This window comes from Burkholderia sp. Ac-20349 (genome assembly GCF_017104865.1).
Classification (GTDB): Bacteria; Pseudomonadota; Gammaproteobacteria; order Burkholderiales; family Burkholderiaceae; genus Burkholderia; species Burkholderia aenigmatica.
In genome coordinates, this window is sequence record NZ_JAAGPM010000071.1 from 1 (window position 1) to 17,408 (window position 17,408).

Below are 17,408 nucleotides of genomic sequence, written 5' to 3' on the forward strand. Positions count from 1 at the left end.
GCACGGTGTCGGCCGGCGCCGCTGGCTCGCGCCGCTGCTGCTGGTGGCCGGCGCGCTGCTATGGGCCGCGGCCGGGATGTCGCCGCTGATGCCCGGCGCGCAGTTCGCGTTCTTCGCGATCGTCGCGGTGCTGGCGCTCACGCTGCGCCGCCTGCCAGGCCATCTGCCGACGCTCGCGCTCGCGTCGCTCGCGCTGCTCGCGACCGTACGCTACGTGTGGTGGCGCACCACGCAGACGCTCGATTTCCGCAGCCCGGTCGAGGCCGTTGCCGGCTACCTGCTGTACGGCGCCGAAGCCTATACGTGGATGATCCTGCTGCTCGGTTTCGTGCAGACCGCGTGGCCGCTCGACCGGCCGATCGTGCCGTTGCCCGACGATCCCGACACCTGGCCGACCGTCGACGTCTACATCCCGACCTACAACGAGCCGCTGTCGGTCGTGAAGCCGACGGTATTCGCCGCGCAGAGCATCGACTGGCCGAGCGCGAAGCTGCGCGTGTACCTGCTGGACGACGGCAAGCGCCCCGAGTTCGAGGCGTTCGCGCGCGAGGCCGGCATCGACTACGTGACGCGCGACGACAACCGCCACGCGAAGGCCGGCAACATCAACCGCGCGCTGCCGAAGACGCACGGCGAATACATCGCGATCTTCGACTGCGATCACGTGCCGACGCGCTCGTTCCTGCAGACGACGATGGGCGTGTTCCTGCGCGACCCGAAGTGCGCACTGGTGCAGACGCCGCACCATTTCTTCTCGCCCGATCCGTTCGAGCGCAACCTCGGCACGTTCCGCGAGATCCCGAACGAGGGCAACCTGTTCTACGGGCTCGTGCAATCGGGCAACGACCTGTGGAACGCGACGTTCTTCTGCGGCTCGTGCGCGGTGCTCAAGCGCAGCGCGCTGGAGGAGGTGGGCGGCGTGGCGGTCGAGACCGTGACCGAGGATGCGCACACGGCGCTCAAGCTGCACCGGCGCGGCTATACGTCGGCGTACCTGCCGACCGTGCAGGCGGCCGGCCTCGCGACCGAAAGCCTCGCGGGTCACGTGAAGCAGCGCACGCGCTGGGCGCGCGGGATGGCGCAGATCTTCCGCATCGACAACCCGTTCCTCGGGCGCGGGCTCGGCTTCATCCAGCGGATCTGCTACGGCAACGCGATGCTGCACTTCTTCTACGGGATTCCGCGGCTGGTGTTCCTGACGATCCCGCTCGCGTACCTGTTCTTCCACCTGTACTTCATCAACGCGTCGGCGCTTGCGCTCGCGAGCTACGTGATCCCGTATCTGGTGCTCGCCAACGTCGCGAACTCGCGGATGCAGGGGCGCTACCGCCATTCGTTCTGGGCCGAGGTCTACGAATCGGTGCTCGCGTGGTACATCGCGCTGCCGACCACGGTCGCGTTCTTCAGCCCGAAGCACGGCAAGTTCAACGTGACCGACAAGGGCGGCAAGATCGACGAGGGCTACGTCGACTGGTCGACGTCGAAGCCGTATCTGGTGCTGTTCGGGCTCAACGTGCTCGCGATCGTCGCCGGCCTGTGGCGGCTGGTGATCGACCAGGGCGACGAGGCGTCGACGATCCTGATCACGCTCGGCTGGACCGTGTACAACCTCGCGATGCTCGGCGCGGCGCTGGCCGTGGCGCGCGAGACCAAGCAGGTGCGCGTCACGCACCGGATCGCGATGCGCGTGCCGGCCATGCTGCTGCTCGCCGACGGCTCGACGGCCGCGTGCTTCACGAGCGACTACTCGACCGGCGGTCTCGGCCTCGAAGCGGTGCCGGGGCTCTCGCTTGCCGTCGGCGACACGCTGACGGTGTGCGTGACGCGCGGCGACCGGTCGTTCCCGTTCCCGGTGCGCGTGAGCCGCGTGACGCCGACCCATGTCGGCGTGAGCTTCGATGAACTCTCGCTCGAACAGGAACGCCAGCTCGTGCAATGCACGTTCGGCCGCGCGGATGCGTGGCTCGACTGGCACGAAGGCGAGCGCCTCGATACGCCGCTCGGCGGGCTGAAGGAAGTGCTGCGTATCGGCCTGGACGGCAACGTACGGATGTGGAAGGGTGCGGCGCGCGGCCTGCTGGCCATGCTGGCGCCGAAACTCGATCGGGCGCGCGACTGACGTGGCGCTCATCATGGAGTGGGTTAGATGACGTTCTGGAATCTGTATTTCATCCTGAAGTTCGCGCTGTTCGCGACCGGGCACCTGCAGCCGTTCTGGCTCGCGAACCTCGCGTTCGCGGTGGCGCTCGCGGCGAGCGCACCGATCCGGCGGCGTGCGTGGCGCATCGTCCGGCAGCTCGTCGCGATCGCGATCGCGGTGCCGCTGCTCGCCCGCGAGATGCATGCGCCGCCGCTCGCCCGTCTCGCCGAGGCCGCGCGCGAAGTGAGCACGTTCCGCCTCGACTACTGGATGGAGCTGCTGCCGCGCCTGTTGCCGCCGGTGCTGCTGCTGACGGTGGCCGGCGCGCTGATCGTCTACTTCATCGTCAACCGCTGGCTGCGCGTCGCGACCTTCGTGCTGGCCGTGCTGATCGTGATGCCGCTGTGGCAGGCCGGCAGCGGGCTGATGGCGCGCGTCGTCGCACCGCTTCCGCAGCAGGCGAACGCGGCCGGCACGACGCTCGCCGGCCAGCCCGAGGATCACAACGCCGCACTCGCGACGTTCCGCACCCAGGAATCGCAGCGGCAGGTCGCGTTCGGCCATCTCGGCAACGATCCGGCCGCGCAGTTCGACGTGATCGTGCTGCACATCTGCTCGCTGTCGTGGGACGACCTCGATGCCGCGAAGGTGCGCAACCATCCGATGCTGAGCCATTTCGACTACCTGTTCACGAACTTCAGCACGGCCGCGAGCTACAGCGGCCCGGCGGCGATCCGCGTGCTGCGCGCGAGCTGCGGGCAGGAGGCGCACGCGGACCTGTACAAGCCCGCGCCGCAGCAGTGCTACCTGTTCTCGCAACTGGCGAGCGCCGGTTACTCGGTGCAGTCGCTGCTGAACCACGACGGTCACTTCGACAATTTCCTGCAGGTGATCCACGACAACATCGGGGTGGCCGACGCGCCGATGATCTCGAACGCGGCCGCGCCCGTCGCGATGCACGCGTTCGACGGCTCGGCGATCAAGGACGACTACTCGACGCTCGCGAACTGGTATGCGCAGCGCGCGTCGGTGCCGGGCCCGGTCGCGTTGTACTACAACACGATCAGCCTGCACGACGGCAACCGGATCGTCGGCAGTTCGCTGACGAGCATCGACTCGTATCCGCAGCGCGCGACGAAGCTGATGGACGACTTCGACCGCCTTGCCGACCTGATCGCGCAATCGGGCCGCCGCGCGGTGATCGTGTTCGTGCCCGAGCACGGCGCCGCGTTGCGCGGCGACAAGAACCAGGTCGCGGGCCTGCGCGAGATCCCGACGCCACGGATCGTGCACGGGCCGGTCGGCGTGCGGCTCGTCGGTTTTGCCGGCAACCACGGCGCGACGACCGTGATCGATCAGCCGGCCAGCTTCCTCGCGCTCTCGCAACTGCTGTCGAACCTCGTGTCGAACAGCCCGTTCAAGCCGGGGGCGACGCTCGCGCAGTACGCGGCCGACCTGCCGCGCACGCGGATGGTCGGCGAGAACGAGGGCACGGTGACGATGCAGACGGCCGACGGTTACTCGGTGAAAACTCCGGATGGCGTATGGATCGACGAACAGTAATTCTGCCGGGCGACGCCGACGGCGATCGCCTGTCGCAACCGAACGACGTGCTCGGCCTCGCGCGGCATCTGCCCGCGCTCGATCCCGACCGTTATGTCGACGAGCAGGCGCGCCGCGCGTTCATCGAGTCGCTCGACCGCTGGCCGACGCTCGCGAAGCTGATGGGGTTGCGGTGAGAGGGGCCGTGACGCCGTGCGCCGGGGCGGCCCGCGTGGTCGCGCTCGCGATCGTGGCGCTCGCGCTGGCGGCGCCGGGCGCCGCACAGGCGAGGAAGCGCCAGTGCATCAAGTATCTGACCGTGAAGGTTCCCGATCGGATCGTGTCCGACGACGCGATGGTGCATGTCTTCGATCGCGACGGGAAGCATCTCGCGAGCGGGCGCCTCTATCCGGACGGCGTGGCCTATGTCTGCCTGCGCGAACTGCCGCCGGGCGCACAGGTGTTTGTCGATCAGTCGCCGCCGCGGCCGGCTCCTATCTACCGCGGCGGGTCCTGACGGCGGCGCGTTACTGCGCGCGACGTTCCGGCTGGCGCGTCCACTCGTCTTCTTCGCCCGGCACCTTGCCGAAGGTCTGATCGGCCCACGCCGCGCGGGCCGCGTCGATCTTCGCGCGCGCGCTCGACACGAAATTCCATTCGATGAACCGCTCGCCCGGCAGGTGCGCCCCGCCGAGCAGCATCACGCGCGCGCCGTTCGCGCTGGCGAGCGCCACGGTCGCGCCGGGTTCGAGCACGGCCATCGTCGCGGGGGCGAGCGGCGTGCCGTCGAGGGTCAGGTCGCCGTCGACCAGATATACGCCGCGTTCGTCATGTTCGGCATCGAGCGCCAGCGTGCCGCCTGCCGCGAATTCCGCGTACGCATAGAGCGTCGGCGAGAACACGGCGACCGGCGACGTGAGCCCGAACGCGGTGCCCGCGATCACGCGCACGCTCGCACCGTCGCGCGTGAACGACGGCAGCGTGTCGGCCGGATGGTGGACGAACGCGGGTGCGGTGTCTTCATGCTCGACCGGCAGCGCGACCCAGGTCTGGATCCCGTGGACCGGCTGCTCGCGCGGCCGGTCTTCGTCGGGCGAGCGCTCCGAATGCACGATGCCGCGACCGGCCGTCATCCAGTTCACGTCGCCCGGCACGATCTTCTGCCGGAAGCCGAGGCTGTCGTGATGCATCAGCGAGCCGTCGAACAGGTAGGTGACGGTCGCGAGGCCGATGTGCGGATGCGGCAGCACGTCGATGCCGCGGCCGGCCGGCAATACGGCCGGCCCCATCTCGTCGAAGAAGATGAACGGGCCGACGAGGCGTGCGGCACGCGCGGGCAGCACGCGGCGCACGACGAGGTTGCCGATGTCGCTTTCGCGCGGCGTGAGCAGGGTCTTGATCGAGGCGGACATGGTGGATCTCGTGGTCGAGGCGGGACGCGTCAGGCGATCGCCGTGTCGATGGTGATCGGATGCGTGAGGATCTTGTGCACCGGGCACGCGTTCGCGATCTGCAGCAGGCGTTCGCGCTGTTCGTCGGACAGGTCGCCGTCGAGCGTGATGCGGCGCACGATGGTGCTGCCCGCGCTGCCGGATTCGTGTGCGAGCTTCACGTGCACTTCGGCGAGCGGCCAGCCCTTGCGTTGCGCGTACATCTTCAGCGTGATCGCGGTGCATGCGCCGAGGCTCGACAGCAGCAGGGCGACGGGCGTCGGTGCGGCATCGCCGCCGCCGAGCGGCGCCGGTTCGTCGGCGCGCCACTGGTGGACGCCATCGCTGAAGTGGACGAGGTAATCGACGGAGCCGATGCTCGCTTCGACGGACAGTTCGCTCATTGCAATTCCATGGGAAAAGGGGGGAGGCCGGCGGCTTGGCCGGGCGTTACGGTTCGAGCAGCCGTTGCAGCCGCAGTTCCTCGAAATCGAGTTCCGATTCGATTCGGTGCAGCACGGTGTCGTCGACCTTGCCGTCGCGATGCAGGTCGAGCAGCGCGCGGCGCGACACGCCGACGAGCTCGAGTTCGACGCGCAGCATGCGCGAGCGCACATTGGCCGGCTCGGCGCCGTGTCGATGCGCACGTTCGTTGAACGTGACGCGATTCCGGTATTCGTCGAGCAGGCGGTCGAGCGACGGCCGCTCTAGGCTCGATCCGCGTTGTTCGAGCGCGTCGAGTTCGGCGAGCGCCGCGCCGAACGCATACGCGCGCACCGCATGCTCGGACATCGTGTGCCGCGCGGCCGGGCGCAGTTTCAGCACGCGGATCAGCGGCGCGAGCGTGCCGCCCTGCACGACGAGCGTCGCGATGATCAGCAGGAACGTGCTGAACAGGATCAGGTCGCGGCCGGGGAAGTTGGTGGGCAGCGCGATCGCGGCCGCGAGGCTCACGACACCGCGCATGCCGGACCAGCCGAGCACGACGGCCTCGCGCCACGACCACGGTGCGTGGCCGGCACGCGGTGCGCGCAGGCGGCCCGGCAGCCACATCGCGACGAACACCCAGACGATGCGCGCGGCGATCGCGGCGGCGGTGGCGGGCAGCGCGACGCGCAGGCCGGCCATCAGCACCGCGCCTTCGTGGTTCACGCGCGCGAGGATCGCGTGCAACGCGAGGCCGATCAGGATGAAGACGAGCGCATCGAGCACGAACACGATCGCTTCCCAGGTCGCCTTCGCCTTGATCCGCATGTCGGCGTCGAACACGCGATGCTGGCGCACGCCGAGCACGAGGCCGCAAGTGACGACCGACAGCACGCCCGAGCCGTCGACGGCTTCGGCGATCCCGTAGCTGCCCCACGCCATCGCAAAGGTCACGACGATACCGAGCATCGGATCGCGCAGGCGCGGCAGCACCCAGCTCATCGCGTGGCCGCATGCGAGGCCGACCGCGATGCCGATCAGCGTGAGCGAGAAGAACAGCCCGGTGGCGCTCGTGGCCGTGATCGACACGGCGAGCGCGGCCGATACGGCCATCTGGTACAGCAGCAGGCCCGATGCATCGTTGACGAGGCTTTCGCCTTCGAGCACCGCGACGAGCCGCGCGGGCAGCGGGTGGCGCTGCAGGATCGCCTTCGCGGCGACCGCGTCGGGCGGCGACACGATCGCGCCGAGCGTGAAGCATGCGGCCCACGGCAGCGCCGGGTTCGCGGCATGCACGGCGAGCGCGACCGCGACGGTCGTGAACACCACCGCGCCGAGCGCGAGCGACGCGATCGATGCAAGCTCCTGCCGGAATTCCTTCCACGCGGTGTAGAACCCGCTCGACATCAGCAGCGGCGGCAGCACGGCCGCGAGCAGCAGCGCCGGGTCCATGTCGGGCACGCGCTTGCCCGCGATCGCGACCACACAGCCGCCGAGCAGCAGCACGACGGCCGGCGGAATCGAAATCCGCTCGGCGAGCCACGTGAGCGCGCCCGCACCGCAAATCAACAGCAGCAGGTAATGAAACAGTTCGACGTTGGTCATGCGCGGCCGTGCGCGACGAGGGCCATCACGACGGCTTGCGATCGTTCGCGGTGCCGCCCGGCAGTGCGCCGAACATGTGCTGGCTGCATTGTGCATCGCGCCATGCGGTGTTCAGGCGATGGCCCGCGAACATCCGTTTCGCGACGGGCAGGATCTGTTCGCCGGCCAGCATGCCGAGCAGGCCGGTGAGCGCGATGATCGGCGGGGCCGGCGAATTCACGCCGAGCGCGCCGTAGATGACGCCGGCGAGGATGCCGGCGCATAGCGACAGGAAATACGGTTTCATGGCGAGCCCCGTGATGGCAGACGAGTGGCGCGGTGCGCGCCGTCAAGGTCTTGAAAGCGTATCGGGTTTGCGTGAAGAAAAAAAGGCCGGATCGCCCCGAACAGGCACCGATTCCGGAATCGGATCGATTCCGTTTCTTGGATGTTCGCGCCGCGCGTTTGCGGCTTAAATATTTCGAGCCGGAAGACGATCCGGCACCGATACACCCGAGGCTCCTCCCGCTGTCGCGGTCGAGGCAGGCCCCCCTTTTTTCGTTCACAGGACGACTTGCGCCATGAGCAATCCGAAACTTGAAGTACTCACTCCGCAGAACAGCCAGCTGATCTTCATCGACCAGCAGCCGCAAATGGCGTTCGGCGTGCAGTCGATCGATCGCCAGACGCTGAAGAACAACGTCGTCGGTCTCGCGAAGGCCGCGAAGGCATTCAACATCCCGACCACGATCACGACGGTCGAGACCGAAAGTTTCTCCGGCCACACGTATCCCGAATTGCTCGACGTGTTCCCGAACCAGCCGCTGCTGGAGCGCACGTCGATGAACTCGTGGGACGACCAGAAGGTGCGCGATGCGCTGGCCGCGAATGGCCGCAAGAAGGTGATCGTGTCGGGCCTGTGGACCGAGGTCTGCAATACGACGTTCGCGCTGTGCGCGATGCTCGAAGGCGAATACGAGATCTACATGGTGGCCGATGCGTCGGGCGGCACGTCGAAGGACGCGCACGACTTCGCGATGCAGCGGATGGTGCAGGCCGGCGCGGTGCCCGTCACGTGGCAGCAGGTCGTGCTCGAGTGGCAGCGCGACTGGGCGCGCCGCGATACGTATGAAGCGGTGATGGCCGTCGTGCGCGAGCACTCGGGCGCCTACGGGATGGGTGTCGACTACGCGTACACGATGGTCCACAAGGCACCGCAACGCACTGCGACGCCGCACGAGTCGCTCGCGGCGGTCCCGGCGAAGTAACGGGCCGCCGGCCGCGATCGTCGCGATGGTCGCGACGATCGCCTGCCAGGGGCCGTCGCGCGTTCAGCTGACGGGCAGCGCCCACGGTGCGTGCACGAAGCGTTCCGCGAGGAAGTCGAGCAGCACCGTTACGCGCGCGGCGCGCAGCATGCCGGGCGGCGTGACGAGGTTGACGTTGATGTCGGCGATCTTCCAGTCGGACATCACTTCCTCGAGCTCGCCGCGCTGCATCGCGTCCCACACCAGGAACTCGGGCTGAAGGGCGAGGCCGTGACCGGCGACGAGCGCGGGGAGGATCACGTCCGCGTTGTTGGTGCGAATGCGGCCGTGCACGGATACGCCGAACTCGTCGCCCGAAGCCGGTTGGCGGAAGCGCCAGTACTCCGGCGTCGGCAGGTTCGTGTAGGTGAGGCACACGTGCTGTTCGATGTCGCTCGGATGCGTCGGGCGGCCGCGCCGGTCGAGGTAAGAGGGCGACGCGACGAGCGGGCGGCGTACCGCGCAGAGCCGGCGCGAGCGCAGCGACGAATCGCTCAGCTCGGCGATGCGGATCGCGACGTCGAAGCCGCCGGACACGATGTCGACGATGTGGTCGGTGAGCACGAGGTCGATGTCGACGCGCGGATAGCGTTCGAGAAACGCGGGCAGCACCGGCGACAGATGGCGCAGCCCGAACGACATCGGCGCATTCACGCGCACGAGGCCGTGCGGTTCGAGCGCCTGGGCGGACGCTTCGCTCTCGATCAGGTCCGCATCGGCGAGCAGGCGGATCGCGCGGTCGCGCAGCAGTTCGCCGGTCGGCGTGAGCGACAGCTTGCGCGACGTGCGGTACAGCAGCATCGCGCCGAGGCGCTTTTCGAGGCGCGCGATCGCTTTCGACACGGTCGGTTGCGATACGCCGAGCAGGTCGGCGGCTTTCGCGAACGAACCGGTCTCCGCGACGCGCGCAAAGATGGCCCAGGCTTCGAGATCAGGAAGGTGTTGCATGGTCGGAACGAATGGCAGGGAAGCGGAACGGATGCGGCGCACCGCGAAGGCGGCCGCGCGATGCCGATGATTCTAATCCGGCCGGGAGAAAAATCGTTATGGAATCTTATCTACTTTCGTTGGGCGCCGGCGTGTTGATCGGCGTCGTGTACAGCGTGATCAAGGTGCGCTCGCCGGCACCGCCGCTGATCGCGCTGGTCGGCCTGGCCGGCATGCTGATCGGCGCCCAGGCCATCGCGCCGGTCCGTCACTGGCTCGGCTTCTGACCGCATCGAGGACACTTCATGAGCGCTAACGCTACTCAACCCGATCTCATCCTGCACAACGGGCGCATCACGACGCTCGATCGTGCGAACCCCGTCGCAACCGCCGTGGCGATCAAGGACGGCCGCTTCGTCGCGGTCGGCGCCGACTCGGACATCATGCCGCTCGCGGGCCGCGCAACGAAGGTCGTCGATCTCGACTGCCGCACCGTGCTGCCGGGGCTGATCGACAACCACACGCACGTGATTCGCGGCGGCCTGAACTACAACCTCGAGCTGCGCTGGGATGGCGTGCGTTCGCTCGCGGTCGCGATGGAAATGCTGAAGCACCAGGTCGCGATCACGCCTGCGCCGCAATGGGTGCGCGTGGTCGGCGGCTTCACCGAACACCAGTTCGCCGAGAAGCGCCTGCCGACGATCGACGAGCTCAATGCGGTCGCACCCGATACGCCGGTATTCATCCTGCACCTGTACGACCGCGCGCTGCTGAACGCGGCCGCGCTGCGGGTGGTCGGCTACACCAAGGACACGCCCGAGCCGCCGGGCGGCACGATCCTGCGCGACGACGCGGGCAACCCGACCGGCCTGCTGCTCGCCAACCCGAACGCGACGATCCTCTACGCGACGCTCGCGAAAGGCCCGAAGCTGCCGTTCGAGTACCAGTACAACTCGACCCGCCACTTCATGCGCGAACTCAATCGCCTGGGCGTGACGGGCGTGATCGACGCAGGCGGCGGCTCGCAGAATTATCCCGACGATTACGAGGTGATCCGCAAGCTGCACGATGCCAACGAGATGACGGTGCGGATCGCGTACAACCTGTTCACGCAGAAGCCGAATGCGGAGAAGGAAGACTTCGTGAACTGGACGAAGAGCGTCAAGTACCACGACGGCACCGACTATTTCCGCCACAACGGCGCGGGCGAGATGCTGGTGTTCTCGGCGGCCGATTTCGAGGATTTCCGCGTCGCGCGCCCGGACCTGCCGGCGCAGATGGAGGACGATCTCGAAGGCGTCGTGCGCGTGCTCGCCCAGAATCGCTGGCCGTGGCGCATGCATGCGACCTACGATGAAACGATCAGCCGCGCGCTCGACGTGTTCGAAAAGGTCAACAAGGACATCCCGCTTGCCGGTCTGAACTGGTTCTTCGATCACGCGGAAACCGTTTCCGAAAAATCGATGGACCGGATTGCCGCGCTCGGTGGCGGTATTGCGGTGCAGCACCGGATGGCGTACCAGGGCGAGTACTTCGTCGAGCGTTACGGCGCGCGCGCGGCCGAGGCGACGCCGCCCGTCGCGAAGATGCTCGACAAGGGAATCAAGGTGTCGGCCGGCACCGACGCGACGCGGGTGGCGTCGTACAACCCGTGGGTGTCGCTCGCGTGGCTCGTGACGGGCAAGACGGTCGGCGGCCTGCGGATGTATCCGCAGCGCAACCTGCTCGATCGCGAGACCGCGCTGCGCATGTGGACCGAGTACGTGACGTGGTTCTCGAACGAGGAGGGGAAGAAGGGGCGCATCGCGGTGGGCCAGCTCGCCGACCTGATGGTTCCGGATCGCGATTTCTTCACGTGCGCGGAGGACGATATCGTCGATACGACGGCGTTGCTGACGGTCGTTGGCGGCCGCATCGTGTGGGGCGCGGGGCCGTTCGCGTCGCACGATGCGCCGATTCCGCCCGCGATGCCCGACTGGTCGCCCGTGCGCGAGTACGGCGGCTACGGCGGCTGGGGCGCGACGCAGCGCAACGGCGCGCCGTTGCAGCGCGCGGCGGCGGCAGCGATGTGCGGCTGCTCAAGTGCGTGCAACGTACACGCGCATGCCCATGCGAGCGCATGGGGCCGCACGTTGCCGACGTCGGACGCGAAGGGCTTCTGGGGCGCGTTCGGCTGTTCGTGCTGGGCGGTCTGACATGGCGGCCCCGACCGATCGAGGCGGTGTCGGCAACCCGGCGTGGATTCGCGCGCTGCTCGCGCAGCCGTGGGTCCTGCCGCTCGCGCGTCTGGCATTGGTGTCCGCGTACCTGATCGGCGGGGTCGCGAAGGCGCTGGACTTCGACGGCGCGGTCGCGGAGCAGGCGCATTTCGGGCTGCAGCCGGCCGCGCTATGGGCTGCGCTGGCGATCGCGGTCGAGATCGCCGGCTCGCTGTGCATCGTGCTGGGCCGCTTCACGTGGCTCGGCGCCGGCAGCCTCGGCATGCTGACGCTGGTCGCGATGGCGGTCGCGAACGATTTCTGGAACCGCACGGGCGCCGAGCATTTCATGGCGCTCAACAGCTTTTTCGAGCATCTCGGGCTGATCGCCGCACTCGTGCTCGCGACCGTGCTCGCCGATGCGAAGCACCTGGCCGGCGACGGCCGCATTACTCGATGACGATGAAACAACCAGGAAACCCTGTCATGAAAACCCTTCGTTCCGTATTGCTCTCCGCGATGATCGCGGGCGGTCTTGCCGTCGCGCCGGTCGTGTTCGCGAAGCCGCCGGTCGTCGCTGCGCCGGTGCCGGTGCTGGCCGTCGGCCCGCAGTACGATACGACCCACGTGTGCGTGTCGCCGGACGATTTCGACCGTTTCACCGACAGCTTCGTCGCGACCTTCGGCGGCAAGAAGTCGAAGCAGGGTGTGTTCCAGGTCACGCCCACGCCGAGCCAGACGATGTCGCAGCTCGTGCTCACGCCGGTCGGCACGGTCTCGGTGTTCGGCTTCAAGACGCCGATCCCGTATCCGTTCTGCGCGGAGCGCACCGGCTACCTCGTCACCGACCTCGACGTCGCGATGAAGACGGCGCGTGCGCACGGCGCGGACGTGATCGTCGACACGTTCCCCGATCCGATCGGCCGCGACGCGATCATCCGCTGGACCGGCGGGCTGAACATGCAACTCTATTGGCATACCGAAGCACCGCACTACGATGCGCTGGAGAAGGTGCCCGAGAATCGCGTGTACGTATCGCCGGAAAGCGTGCGCAAGCTGGTCCACGATTTCGTCAAGTTCTCGAACGGCAAGGTGGTATCCGACACCCTCAAGGCGCCGGGCATCGAGATCGGCCGGCCGAACGAGACCTACCGTCGCATCCGCATCGAATCGGGCTTCGGCAAGATGACCGTGCTCGTGACCGACGGCCACCTGCCTTACCCGTTCGGCCGCGAGATGACCGGCTACGAAGTGCCCGATCTCGCCGCGACGCTGAAGAAGGCGCAGGCCGCGGGCGTGACGGTGCTCGTGCCGCCGTTCACGTCGGACGGCCGCGACGCGGCGCTCGTGCAGTTCCCGGGCGGCTACGTCGCAGAGATCCACGCGAGCGCGGCGCGATGAAGCACGAGGACACGATCCTTGCCGCGGTGGCCGGCTTCGTCGACACGCTGAGCTTCGTCGCGCTGTTCGGGCTGTTCACCGCGCACGTGACCGGCAACTTCGTGTTGATCGGCGCGGGCATCGCGGGCTTCGGCCAGGGTGTCGTGCTGAAGCTCAGCGTGTTTCCCGCCTTCGTGTGCGGCGTGATCGCGAGCAGCCTGATCGCGCGGTCGCTGTCCGCGCGGCCCGCGTGGCAGGGCACGCGCGCGCTGCACGCGGTGCAGGCCGTGCTGCTGCTCGGCTTTTGCGCGGCCGGCGTGTGGGCGACGCCCGTCACGCAGCCCGACAGCTTGCCGGCGCTCGTGGCCGGCATCGTCGGCACGTTCGCGATGGGCGTGCAGAACGCGCATCCGCGCGTGATCCCGCGCGCGGGCGTGCCGAACACGGTGATGACCGGCAACGTCACGCAGGCGATCCTCGACGTCGTCGACATGCTGTCCGCCGGCACGGCCGACAGCGTGCGCGCGGCGGCACGCGCGCGTTTCGCGAAGATGCTGCCGGCGATCGTCGCGTTCGCGCTCGGCGCGGCGTGCGGGGCGCTCGGGTTTCGCCATATCGGCTTTCTGGCGCTGCTCGCGCCCGTTTGCGCGCTGGCGGCGCTCGCGCTGTGCGCGGCCCAATCGGCGGGCGCCATCACGAAGGAGCGCGCATGAGCGTTCAACGGGAACGGGCGCATCGCGGCCGCCGCTTCGATCGTGCCGCGCGCGTGTCCGTCGTCGCGGGCTTGCTGTTCGCCGGGCGCGGCGCCGCGTTCGCGGAAACCTCGCCGGCATCGGCGCCGGCCGCGGACGGCACCGCATCGACGTGCACGGCCAAGCGGCCGACCGTGCTGTTCAATCGCTGGCAGGAAGACTGGTCGGTGCTCGCGAATCCATGCGTGCCGCGCGCACCGCTCGACGGCCTCAAGTACATTCCGCTCGGCAACGATCCGGCCTCCTATCTGTCGCTCGGCGTGAACCTGCGCGAGCGTCTCGAGACCGTCGACGCGCCGCTGTTCGGCATCGGTTCCGCACAATCGGACACGTACCTGATCCAGCGCGTCGAAGTGCATGCCGATGCGCATCTCGGTCAGCACTGGCAGTTCTTCGTGCAGTTGCAGGACGACCGCGCGTACGGCAAGAACACGATCTCGCCGGTCGACAAGAACCCGCTCGATCTCGAGCAGGCATTCGCGACCTATACGGGCGCGCTCGGCGGCGGCACGTTCAAGTTCCGCGTCGGCCGGCAGGAGATGGCGTTCGACTTGCAGCGCTTCATTGCCGCACGCGATGGTCCGAACGTGCGGCAGGCGTTCGATGCGGTGTGGGCCAACTACGAATACCAGCAGTGGCGTTTCATCGGGTATGCGACGCAGCCGGTGCAGAACCGCAGCGCGTCCACGTTCGACGACGTGTCGAACCGCGACCTCACGTTCAGCGGTGTGCGTTTCGAGCGGAAGGCGGTGGGGCCCGGCGACCTGTCGGGCTACTGGTCGCGCTACAACCGCAGCAACGCGCGCTTTCTCGATGCGAGCGGCGCGGAGCGCCGTGACGTGTGGGACCTGCGTTACTCCGGTACACAAGGCCGTTTCGACTGGGATCTCGAAACGATGCTGCAGACGGGGACGGTCGGCAGCAGCACGATCCGCGCGTGGGCGGTCGGCTCGATTGCCGGCTATCGGCTCGACGCGCCGTGGTCGCCGCACATCGCACTGCAGCTCGACGCGGCATCGGGCGACCGGCATCCGCACGACGGCCGCGTCGAAACCTTCAATCCGCTGTTCCCGAACGGCTATTACTTCACGCTGGCCGGCTTCACCGGGTATTCGAACCTGATCCACGTGAAGCCGTCGGTGACGCTGAAGCCGTCGCCGAACCTGTCGCTGCTCGGGGCGCTCGGGTTCCAGTGGCGCGAGACGACCGGCGATGCGGTCTACCAGCAGGGCAACGCGGTGGTGCCGGGCACGGCAGGCAAGGGCGGGTTGTGGACGGGGATGTACGTGCAGCTGCGTGCGGACTGGACGATCGCCGCGAACCTGATCGGTGCGGTCGAGGCCGTGCATTTCCAGGTCGGCGATGCGATCCGCCAGGCGGGCGGGCATAACGCCGACTATGTCGGGGTCGAGCTGAAGTATGGGTGGTAGCACGCGTGCCGGGGCGCGTTCGCCGGCGATGGGTTGCCCGATGCGAGGTGTCGGATGAATGCGCGCGTGCAGGTGCTCGTGTATTCGGACGAGATGCTGATCGTGCGCTGGCTTGCGCCGGGCGGCGCGGAGCAGCGCTGGGCACCCGGGCGCGCGCTGCGCTCGGGCCAGTGCGCGCTGTCCGGCGAGAAGATCGTTTGTGGCGACGCCGTCTTCAGCCCGCGCGGGCGGGCGCCGTTCGAACCGAAAGCCATGATCCTGGCGGCGGCGCTCGACCGGCCGCACGCGTCGACGGTTCGCCCGCGCGTACAGGTGCTCGAGCGCTCGGCACAGCTGCTGGTCGTGCGCTGGGTCGAACCGGGGCGTGCGCACTTCGGCGAGCAGCACTGGAAACCCGGGCGCGCAAGGCAGGCCGGTTTCTGCGTGCTGTCGGGCGCGCGGATCGCGTGCGGCGACGACGTGTTCCGCCCGAGCGGACGGCCGACGCCGCCGAATGCACGCGCGATGATTCTGGCGGTCGCGCTCGATGGCGCCGGGCTGAAGCACGGCGGGTGACGCGGCGCGCACGTGCTTGCATGCGCGCAACGACAAAGGGCGGCCGAAGCCGCCCTTTGTCGTATGCGGCCGGCATGACGCCGGCCGGTGCATTGCCGTGCCGCTGCGCCGTTACAGGTTCGGCGACAGTGCGAGCGCGTTCGTCAGGTCGCCCATCGGCTGGCCGCCGTTGGCCTTCAGCGCGTCGTCGCGCTGTTGCAGGCCCGCGAGGCGCGGCAGCGAGAAGCGGCGCGTGATGAAGCGCAGGATCGACGCGGTGTCGTACTGCGTGTGGTCGACGAAGCCCTTCTTCGAGAACGGCGACACGATGAGTGCCGGAATCCGCGTGCCCGGGCCCCAGCGGTCGCCCTTCGGCGGCGACACGTGATCCCAGAAGCCGCCGTTTTCGTCGTACGTGACGACCACGACCATGTTCTTCCACTGCGGGCTGGCCTGCAGGTGGGCGATCACGTTCGCGATGTGCTGGTCGCCGCTCGACACGTCGGTGTAGCCCGCGTGTTCGTTCAGGTTGCCCTGCGGCTTGTAGAACGCGACCTGCGGCAGCGTGCCCGCGTCGATCGCCTTGAGGAACTCGCTGCCGTCGGTGCCGCCGTCGAGCAAGTGCTGCGCGCGGCTCGTGCTGCCCGGTGCCTGGTTCGCGTAGTAGTTGAACGGCTGATGGTGCGGCTGGAAGTTCGGCGCCGTCATGTTCGGGCCGTAGATCACGTTCGCGGTGCCGCTTTGAGCGGCCTGCAGCGCCTGGTTCCACGCACCGCCGTACCATGCCCACGACACGCCGGCGTTGGTCATCAGGTCGCCGATGTTCTGCTGCGATTGCGGCGGCAGCGTCGATGCGGCCGACGGGTCGGCGAGGTTCGGATCGCCGCCCGAAGCCGCCTTGTTGCCGCTCGGCTGGTACGGCGGCTGCATCGTGTTGATCGCGTAGAAGTCCGGCGTCAGGTTGCCCGAGTTCACGAACTTCGGAATGCCGTCGAGCGCGGAAGCCGGCGAGTTGGTCGCGAGCTGCAGCGACTTGCCGTCGGCGGCGACGGCCGAGATCGAACCGGCGGCCGGGCTCTTGTCCGCGTTCGCGTAGAACGGCGCGCACGCGCAGATCAGGTACTGGTGGTTCAGGAACGAGCCGCCGAACGCACCCATGAAGAAGTTGTCGGCCAGCGTGAACTGCTGCGCGATCTTCCACAGCGGCAGCTTCGTCGCGTCGGGCGTGTAGTGGCCCATCACGAGGCCGCCGGAATCGGCCCAGGCGGCGAACATGTCGTTCTTGCCGCCGTTGATCTGCATCTGGTTCTCGTAGAAGCGGTGATACAGGTCGCGCGTCGTCACGCTCATCGACGTGTTGAAACCGTTCGGGTCGTCGATCGCGAACGGCGCGTTCGGCAGGTTGGCCGTCATCGCCTCGGTCACGGCCGGCGTGACGCCCTTCGCGGTCAGGCCGCCCCAGACCTTCGGCAGCGTCGCGAGCGGCTGGCCGTTGCGGTCCTTCTGCTGCGCGCTTGCCGCAGTCACATTCTGCAGGCCGTTCGCGCCCGGGAAGTTGCCGTACAGGTTGTCGAAGCTGCGGTTCTCGGCGTAGATCACGACGACGTTCTTCACCGTCGACAGGCCTTGCTGCTGCACGTCGTCGCCGCCGCAGGCGGTGAGGGCGGCGGCCGCGGCAATGGCGATCGGTGTAAAGCGAATCCAGGCGTGGTTTTTCATCCGTTGTACTCTCTATCTCTCTCTTGTCGCGTGGGGAAC

The 17,408-nt window shown here is 68.1% G+C and carries 18 protein-coding genes and 1 pseudogene; 13 read left to right on the forward strand and 6 right to left on the reverse strand.

Annotation, left to right across the window (positions count from 1 at the left end; translation table 11 throughout):
• From bcsA to G3N61_RS22465, 4 genes are all read left to right on the forward strand, one after another.
• On the forward strand, positions 1–2,119 hold a 2,119-nt coding region (gene bcsA / locus G3N61_RS22450; RefSeq protein WP_205823609.1), incomplete at its 5' end, for a UDP-forming cellulose synthase catalytic subunit.
• Positions 2,120–2,146: 27 nt separating this feature from the next.
• The gene (gene bcsG, locus G3N61_RS22455) at positions 2,147–3,703 is read left to right on the forward strand and encodes a cellulose biosynthesis protein BcsG (RefSeq protein WP_089450307.1); all 1,557 of its coding nucleotides are present in this window, start codon (positions 2,147–2,149) and stop codon (positions 3,701–3,703) included.
• Positions 3,685–3,879: a hypothetical protein gene (locus G3N61_RS22460; RefSeq protein ID WP_043182435.1), complete on the forward strand. Its 195-nt coding sequence runs from the start codon at positions 3,685–3,687 to the stop codon at positions 3,877–3,879. Before bcsG ends, G3N61_RS22460 begins: the two co-directional genes overlap by 19 nt.
• Before the next feature lie 8 nt (positions 3,880–3,887).
• On the forward strand, positions 3,888–4,199 hold the full coding sequence (locus G3N61_RS22465; RefSeq protein ID WP_205823610.1) for a hypothetical protein: 312 nt from the start codon (positions 3,888–3,890) through the stop codon (positions 4,197–4,199).
• A 10-nt stretch (positions 4,200–4,209) separates the two neighbouring features.
• Here G3N61_RS22465 and G3N61_RS22470 read toward each other — a convergent pair whose 3' ends face one another.
• Genes G3N61_RS22470 through G3N61_RS22485 form a run of 4 tightly spaced genes read right to left on the reverse strand, consistent with a single transcriptional unit; the run spans position 4,210 to position 7,429 of the window.
• Positions 4,210–5,094 (reverse strand): pirin family protein, encoded by an 885-nt coding sequence (locus tag G3N61_RS22470; protein WP_205823611.1) that lies wholly within the window; start codon positions 5,092–5,094, stop codon positions 4,210–4,212.
• 29 nt (positions 5,095–5,123) lie between these two features.
• On the reverse strand, positions 5,124–5,516 hold the full coding sequence (locus G3N61_RS22475; protein WP_043182438.1) for an OsmC family protein: 393 nt from the start codon (positions 5,514–5,516) through the stop codon (positions 5,124–5,126).
• Between the two features lie 46 nt (positions 5,517–5,562).
• Positions 5,563–7,143 (reverse strand): sodium:proton antiporter, encoded by a 1,581-nt coding sequence (locus tag G3N61_RS22480; RefSeq protein ID WP_089450310.1) that lies wholly within the window; start codon positions 7,141–7,143, stop codon positions 5,563–5,565.
• A gap of 25 nt (positions 7,144–7,168) precedes the next feature.
• Positions 7,169–7,429, reverse strand: coding sequence for a XapX domain-containing protein (locus G3N61_RS22485; RefSeq protein WP_043182440.1), 261 nt, complete (start codon positions 7,427–7,429; stop codon positions 7,169–7,171).
• 274 nt (positions 7,430–7,703) lie between these two features.
• Between G3N61_RS22485 and G3N61_RS22490 the strand changes: the two genes are divergently transcribed.
• Entirely contained in the window at positions 7,704–8,390 is a 687-nt protein-coding gene (locus tag G3N61_RS22490; RefSeq protein WP_043182441.1) for a hydrolase, read from the forward strand.
• Between the two features lie 63 nt (positions 8,391–8,453).
• Here G3N61_RS22490 and G3N61_RS22495 read toward each other — a convergent pair whose 3' ends face one another.
• Positions 8,454–9,377 (reverse strand): LysR family transcriptional regulator, encoded by a 924-nt coding sequence (locus G3N61_RS22495; protein WP_043182443.1) that lies wholly within the window; start codon positions 9,375–9,377, stop codon positions 8,454–8,456.
• 98 nt (positions 9,378–9,475) lie between these two features.
• On the opposite strand from G3N61_RS22495, the gene G3N61_RS22500 reads away from it, so the two are divergent.
• The 8 genes and pseudogenes from G3N61_RS22500 (at position 9,476) to G3N61_RS39640 (ending at position 15,671) form a co-directional block, all read left to right on the forward strand.
• Entirely contained in the window at positions 9,476–9,643 is a 168-nt protein-coding gene (locus tag G3N61_RS22500; protein WP_043182444.1) for a DUF1427 family protein, read from the forward strand.
• An 18-nt stretch (positions 9,644–9,661) separates the two neighbouring features.
• On the forward strand, positions 9,662–11,551 hold the full coding sequence (locus G3N61_RS22505; RefSeq protein WP_089450311.1) for an amidohydrolase: 1,890 nt from the start codon (positions 9,662–9,664) through the stop codon (positions 11,549–11,551).
• Position 11,552: 1 nt separating this feature from the next.
• The gene (locus tag G3N61_RS22510; protein WP_089450312.1) at positions 11,553–12,014 is read left to right on the forward strand and encodes a DoxX family protein; all 462 of its coding nucleotides are present in this window, start codon (positions 11,553–11,555) and stop codon (positions 12,012–12,014) included.
• Between the two features lie 26 nt (positions 12,015–12,040).
• Positions 12,041–12,955: a glyoxalase gene (locus G3N61_RS22515; RefSeq protein WP_205823612.1), complete on the forward strand. Its 915-nt coding sequence runs from the start codon at positions 12,041–12,043 to the stop codon at positions 12,953–12,955.
• Entirely contained in the window at positions 12,952–13,647 is a 696-nt protein-coding gene (locus G3N61_RS22520) for a YoaK family protein (protein WP_205823613.1), read from the forward strand. The genes G3N61_RS22515 and G3N61_RS22520 overlap by 4 nt, the downstream gene beginning before the upstream one ends.
• Positions 13,644–15,116: an alginate export family protein gene (locus G3N61_RS22525; protein WP_205823614.1), complete on the forward strand. Its 1,473-nt coding sequence runs from the start codon at positions 13,644–13,646 to the stop codon at positions 15,114–15,116. The genes G3N61_RS22520 and G3N61_RS22525 overlap by 4 nt, the downstream gene beginning before the upstream one ends.
• A 93-nt stretch (positions 15,117–15,209) precedes the next feature.
• Positions 15,210–15,380 (forward strand): annotated as a pseudogene (locus tag G3N61_RS39635) (DUF3331 domain-containing protein); the annotation flags it as partial.
• The gene (locus tag G3N61_RS39640) at positions 15,369–15,671 is read left to right on the forward strand and encodes a DUF3331 domain-containing protein (RefSeq protein WP_241017855.1); all 303 of its coding nucleotides are present in this window, start codon (positions 15,369–15,371) and stop codon (positions 15,669–15,671) included. The pseudogene G3N61_RS39635 and the gene G3N61_RS39640, both read left to right, overlap by 12 nt.
• 111 nt (positions 15,672–15,782) lie before the next feature.
• Here the strand turns inward: G3N61_RS39640 and G3N61_RS22535 are convergent, their stop codons facing one another.
• Entirely contained in the window at positions 15,783–17,369 is a 1,587-nt protein-coding gene (locus tag G3N61_RS22535) for an acid phosphatase (RefSeq protein ID WP_205823616.1), read from the reverse strand.
• Positions 17,370–17,408 lie beyond the last annotated feature (39 nt).